The organism is Novosphingobium sp. B-7 (genome assembly GCF_000410615.1).
In the GTDB taxonomy this organism is placed as follows: domain Bacteria; phylum Pseudomonadota; class Alphaproteobacteria; order Sphingomonadales; family Sphingomonadaceae; genus Novosphingobium; species Novosphingobium capsulatum.
In genome coordinates this window covers 2,100-7,634 of sequence record NZ_KE148319.1, presented here as the reverse complement: position 1 = coordinate 7,634, position 5,535 = coordinate 2,100, and the positions used below count along the sequence as shown (strand labels likewise).

Genomic DNA, 5,535 nt, shown 5'->3' with positions numbered 1-5,535 from the left:
CGCCACGGCACCGCGCGCCGGCTGGCTGGCCACGAAGCCGGCCGTGGCCAGCGCCGCCGCACCCTTGACCAGCGAGCGGCGATCCAGCGCTGCGGCATGGGGGTTGGTGGCTTTGGTCACTTCGGCATCTCCTGCGCTTGGCCGGCCAGGGTGAATTCCACCCAGGTGCCCGGCCCGTCTCCCGGCTGGCCATCGCCAATCCACGCCTTGTACGCGCCGGGAAGAACCCGGCGGGTGCCCCGGCGATCAACCACCGACAGGCTGCGCGGATCGAGCGTCAGCGTCACCGTCTGCATCTTGCCCGGTGCCAGGTTAACACGGGCGAAACCGGCCAACTGGTGTTGCAGCACGGGTTCGGTCAGCACCGCCTCGTGCACGGGGATCGGCGGCACGACATAGGCCTGCACCACGTCTTCGCCCCCGCGGCCGCCCTGGTTGGCAAGGCGCACCGAGAGGGTGACCGGGCTCTTCGTATCGGCCGCCTTCACGGCCGGGTTGGCATAGGCAAAGCGGGTATAGGACAGGCCATGGCCAAAGCCCCACAGCGGCGTGCCGGTGAAAAAGCGATAGGTCCGCTCTTTCATGCCATAGTCGACGAAGGCGGGCAGATCGGTGGTGTGGCGATAGAACGTGACCGGCAGCCGCCCCGAAGGATTGCTGGCGCCCGACAGGATGTCAGCGAGCGCAGTGCCGCCGGCCTGGCCCGGATACCACGCCACCAGCACGGCATCGGCCAGGCTTTCATCCATGGCGATGGCGCTGCCCGTGGCCAGCACGGCGACCACTGGCTTGCCCGTGGCGCGCAGGCCGGCAAGCAGCCTCGCCTGCGGCTCGGGCAGTTCGATCTCTGACCGATCGCCGCCGACAAAGCCGGGCACCTGCACCTGCAGCGCCTCGCCCTCAAGATCGGGGGACAGGCCCAGCACCGCCACGATCACATCGGCATCCTTGGCCACGGCCAGGGCCTTGGCCTCTTCCGCGCCGGCGGGCGGCACCCACATCAGGCGCAGGCCTTCATCGTCGCCATAGTGTTCCAGCTCCAGCCGGATCGGCTGCGGCGTGCCATCGCTGGTCAGCGCAAACTCCACCCGCGACTTGCCCAGCGGGCCGGCGTGCAACTGCTTGCCGCCCACCCACAGCGCCACGTCATCGTGGCGGTGGCAATCCTTCCAGCATTGCGGCGCATCGATCGCCAGGCGCCAGGCACCCGGCCCCGGCGGCACCAGCATGCCTTGCCAGCGCGCGCTGAACCGCGCCGGATCGAGGCCCGCCGGCGCGGTGCGGGTGAGGTTGAAATCGATGCGGCGATCCTGGCGGGCCAGCACCAGCTTGCCCATCGCATCGCGGTATTCGGCCGACAGCCCCGGCTTGCCATCGGCCGCGAGCGCGGTTTCGGGCAGGACCACCGGCGCGCCTTCGGCCAGGACCGAGCCTTGCGCATAGACCACGTGATCAGCGCCAAAGCGCGCGCGCAGCCCTTCAAGCGGCGTAACGGGCGCGGCGGCGGTGCCATGGTAATTGGCCTCGAGCACGCCCAGGTCATCGGCATTGGCGCCGATCACCGCCAGTTTCACCCCCGGTTTCAGCGGCAGGACGCCGCCGTTGTTCTGCACCAGGACCATCGCCTTGCGCGCCGCTTCCAGGGCCAGAGCGCGGTGATCGGCCGTATCGACCTGGTCGGGCTTGATCGCGCGCCAGGGATCGGGCTGGTTGAAAGCAATGCCCAGCCGTGCGCGCGCGCTGAGCGAACGCACCAGCGCGCGGTCGACCTCGGCCTCGCTCACCAGGCCGCGCCGCACTGCGTCGGGCAAGGCGGAATAGGCCGTGCCGCAGTTGAAATCGGTGCCGCCCCGGATCGCTGCTGCCGATGCCTCTGCCGCGTCATAGGCATGGTGGTGGAACTGCCAGATATTGCCGATGGCATCGCAATCCGACACGATGAAACCGGTAAAGCCCCAGTCCTTGCGCACGCGCTGATTGAGCAGCGCATCGTTGGCGCAGGCCGGCATGCCGGCAAGGGAATTGTAGGCACACATCAGCGACAACGCATGACCCTGGGTTACGGCCATGCGGAATTGCGGCAGATAGGTCCATTCCAGGTCTTGAGGGGAAGGATCGACATCGAAACTGTCGCGCCCGGCTTCAGGCCCGGAATGGACTGCCAGGTGCTTGGCCGTGGCAATCACGCGCGGATGCGCGAGGTCTGGCCCTTGCAAACCGTGGATGAAGCCCACCGCCAGGCTGCCGGTCAGCAGCGGGTCTTCGCCATAGGTCTCCTGGCCCCGGCCCCAGCGTGGATCGCGGAAGATGTTGATATTGGGCGACCAGATGGTGAGGCCCTGGTAGATGCGGCGATCGGCGCTAGCCGGCTGCGCATTGAACCGCGCCCGCGCCTCGGTCGAAACCACCGTGCCCACCCGCTCCATCAGCGCCGGGTCCCAGGTGGCGGCGAGGCCAATCGCCTGGGGAAACACCGTGGCCACGCCATTGCGCGCCAGGCCATGCAGCCCTTCGTTCCACCAGTCATAAGCCGGCAGGCCCAGGCCCGGATCGGCTGGCGCCGTGCTTTGCAACTGCGCCGCCTTGCGTTCCAGGCTCACGCCCTTGAGCGCGGCGGCCACTTGCTGCTCCACCGGGTCGGCATGGGCCAGCGGCGCGGCGAGAGCCAGCGCCATGACCGACGCCAGGGCAGAGGAAACGGACAACGAACGCATCAGTGGCTCCCGGCCAGGGTACGCAGCACCAGCGCGCGGCGCAGGGCGGCCACCGGCGCAGGGCCGGCGATGGTAAGGGTGCGGCTTTCCCCGGGCAGCAGGTCAAAGCCGTTGTCATCGGCGGCTGCATCCAGCGTGCCGAAATCGAGCATGACGGCGCGCGCCAGGTTGCGCGCGGAAACCGTCACCTGGCGCCCATGCCAGACGACCGACAGGCCGGGGTCGGGATAGGCCATGGCCTTGGGCACGGCGCGCTCCACGATCTGGCGCGCGACCGGCTGGCCAGCGACCAGCAGTTCGGCCACGGCATAAGCCGCGCCGGGCGCCGCGCTGCCAAAGACCGTGGCATCGGGCACCTCTGCCGCCTCGGTCACGCCATTGGCGGCCAGCTGCACATCGCCCTGCGCGGTGCCCAGCGTGGTGCCGTCCATGGCGCGCCCGGTCAGGCGCCAGTGCGCGGCGGGCGGACCTTGCGCGTCAGAGACCAGCGCCACGCGCGTCGCCGCGCCCTTGTGCTCGGCCACCACGGTCTGCGGGGCAAAGAACCGGCGCGCGGCATAGTGCAGCAGCTTCCACCGCCCGGCGTAATCGATGCTCGACCACGAAATCGCCGGCCAGACATCGTTCAACTGCCAATAGAGTGACCCCATGGTGACCGGGGCGCAGGCGCGATGGTGGCGCGCGGCCATGTCGATCGCCTGCATCTGGTTGACCTGGGTAAGGTAATCGAAATCCGCCAGTCGCGCCGGGCCGCTGCCCTGTGGCGCGCGCAGCCGCGCATCGAGATAGAATTGCAGTCGGCTATTGCCTTCGCCCGCCAGGAACTTCTGGTGTGCCTTCATCACCGCGCTTTGCGGGTCTGACACGTTCGGCCCGGCAAAACCGGCGATCGTGGCCATGACCGGCATCGCCTGGAAGCCATATTCCGACATGAAGCGCGGGCAGCTGTCGAGGTAGTTCTCCACCGGCTTGGAGCCCGACCAGACATCCCAGAAATGGCGATCGCCAGCGGCATCGGTATCGACCGGGCCTTCATAATCGGTCGATGGCGAACCCGGCCAATAGGGGGTCTGCGGGCTGTGCGCGGCCACGGCATCGCGCAGCACACGGTCGAACAGCACGGTCATCGCCGTGGCAATGCGCTCCTGCTCGTCAGGCCCAATTGCCTTCTTGAACTCCTTGCGGTCAGACCAGTTGGCCCAGCCCGACAGCACTTCGTTGCCGCCGGTCCACACCACGATCGAAGGATGGCTGCCCAGCCGCGCCAGTTGATCGTCTGCCTCGGCGGCAACACTGGCGCGATAGGCCGGATCGGGTGGCGGCACGGCGCCGCCGAACATGAAATCCTGCCAGATCATCAGGCCCATGCGATCGGCCGCAGCATAGAACGCATCGTCGAGATAAGTGCCGCCGCCCCACACCCGGATCATGTTCATGTTGGCCGCCCTGGCATCGGCCAGCATGTGTTCCATCGTGGCGGCGGTGACGCGCGAGGGGAAGCTGTCAAACGGGATCAGGTTGGCGCCCTTGGCAAAGACCGGCACGCCGTTGATCTTGAAGCCGAACGCGCCATTGCCACGGATCAGTTCAACCGTGCGCAGGCCCACCGTGCGCTGCGCGGCCTGACCCTGCCCCGCCCCATCGATGATGCGCGCCGATACCTGGTAAAGCGGCTGGGCGCCCATGCCCACCGGCCACCAGCGCTGCGGCGCGGCGATAGTCAGTGGCACGGTGATCGTGTTGCTGCCGGCATCGACCGACACGCTCCGCGTGACCGGCGGCAGCGCCGTGCCATCGGGCGCGGTCACTGCCAGTTCGACGGTAAGCGGCGCGCTGGCCTCGGCCTCTACCGCCAGGCGCGCGGTCAGCCGCGCCTGCGCGCTGCCCACGGCATCCTGCTGCACGTCCATCGCACCGATCCGCGCCCCGTCCCAGCCTTCCAGCCGCACGCCGTGCCACAGCCCGATGTTGACGATGCGCGGGCCCCAGTCCCAGCCATACTGGTACTTGGGCTTGCGGATGTAGGCAGAGGTCTGCACGCCCTTGGGCTCGTCACCAAAGGCGGAATCGTATTCGGCCGGCAGCGGATGCGCTTGCTTGAGCACCATCGGCTGCAAAGCCCGGATGGGTGAGGCAAAGCGCACCAAGATTTCATTGGCGCCGGCATGGAGCAGCGCGCGCACTGGTACGCGCCAAGTGCGGTGGGCATTGTCGGCCGTGAGCACGTCATGCCCGTTGACGCTGACCGTGGCGAAGGTGTCGATCCCGTCGAACACCAGATCGAGATGGCCGTGCGCCAGCATCGCTGGCGTTACATCAAGCGTGCGGCGCATGTCCCAACCGGCCAGGCCTGCCCACTGGATTGCGCCTTCGTTGGTGCCGATGAACGGATCGGGCACGCGGTGCTGTTCGACCAGCGCCTGTTGCACGGTGCCGGGCACGGGCACGCCAAACCACTGCGCTTCGCGGGGATGGGCTTTGGCCGCGCCGTCTTCAGGGGCAATGCGCGCCTGCCAGCCGGTATCGAGCGACTGGCTTTCCGGCGCGGCCAGCGCGGCTGGCGCCACCCCGGCCAGCGCCAGGGCAGCCAGCGTGACCAGCCGCCTCACTTCGCCGCCCCACGCGGGGTTTCATGCCACTGCACCTGCTCCACCGTGTAGAACGGCCCGGCGGGCGATGCGGTGAACTGGAAGCAGACGTCGCTTTCATCCGCCAGGCCCAGCTGCGGCAGATCGGCGTCGAGCGCAAACTGCTGCGGCGCCTTGGCCGGATCGGGCAGCGGCCAGGTGGCCAGCACCCGCGCGCCGGGCATGGGATCGTG

3 protein-coding genes are annotated in these 5,535 nt (G+C 68.6%); all 3 read right to left on the bottom strand.

Features of this window, described 5'->3' with window-relative positions:
* Positions 1-116 precede the first annotated feature (116 nt).
* Positions 117-2,714: a glycoside hydrolase family 3 C-terminal domain-containing protein gene (locus H926_RS0110125; RefSeq protein WP_371256233.1), complete on the bottom strand. Its 2,598-nt coding sequence runs from the start codon at positions 2,712-2,714 to the stop codon at positions 117-119.
* Positions 2,714-5,323: a glycoside hydrolase family 2 protein gene (locus H926_RS0110120; protein ID WP_022676196.1), complete on the bottom strand. Its 2,610-nt coding sequence runs from the start codon at positions 5,321-5,323 to the stop codon at positions 2,714-2,716. Before H926_RS0110120 ends, H926_RS0110125 begins: the two co-directional genes overlap by 1 nt.
* On the bottom strand, positions 5,320-5,535 hold a 216-nt coding region (locus tag H926_RS34610), incomplete at its 5' end, for a hypothetical protein (RefSeq protein ID WP_237741009.1). The genes H926_RS34610 and H926_RS0110120, both read right to left, overlap by 4 nt.